We start from the raw sequence: 239 nt of genomic DNA on the forward strand, positions 1-239 counted from the left end.
CTTCACCGAGACGGATTGCCTCAGCGTCCATCCCTAACTTTTTCTTGAGCTCCGCGTAAGCGAGCGCCGAACAAATCGTATCCGTATCTGGATTTTTATGTCCAAAGACTAGTACTGTACTCATCATACATTCTCCTCACTATGATAGTTTTCCCTTATCCATTATAACGTCTATCCTCATTCTTTCAATTCCCAAACAAAAAGAGCCACTAGGGGCTCTTTACGCTTGTTCGTCTTCG

The 239-nt window shown here is 43.9% G+C and carries 1 protein-coding gene; it reads right to left on the bottom strand.

What is annotated here, in order from left to right; genetic code table 11:
- Positions 1 to 127 (bottom strand): DHH family phosphoesterase (locus ACSV5T_RS10310; RefSeq protein WP_438321086.1); only part of this gene is annotated, 127 nt, incomplete at its 3' end.
- Positions 128 to 239: the final 112 nt, after the last annotated feature.

The sequence above is a fragment of the Veillonella sp. ZSJB6 genome (assembly GCF_051549505.1).
Taxonomy (GTDB): domain Bacteria; phylum Bacillota; class Negativicutes; order Veillonellales; family Veillonellaceae; genus Veillonella.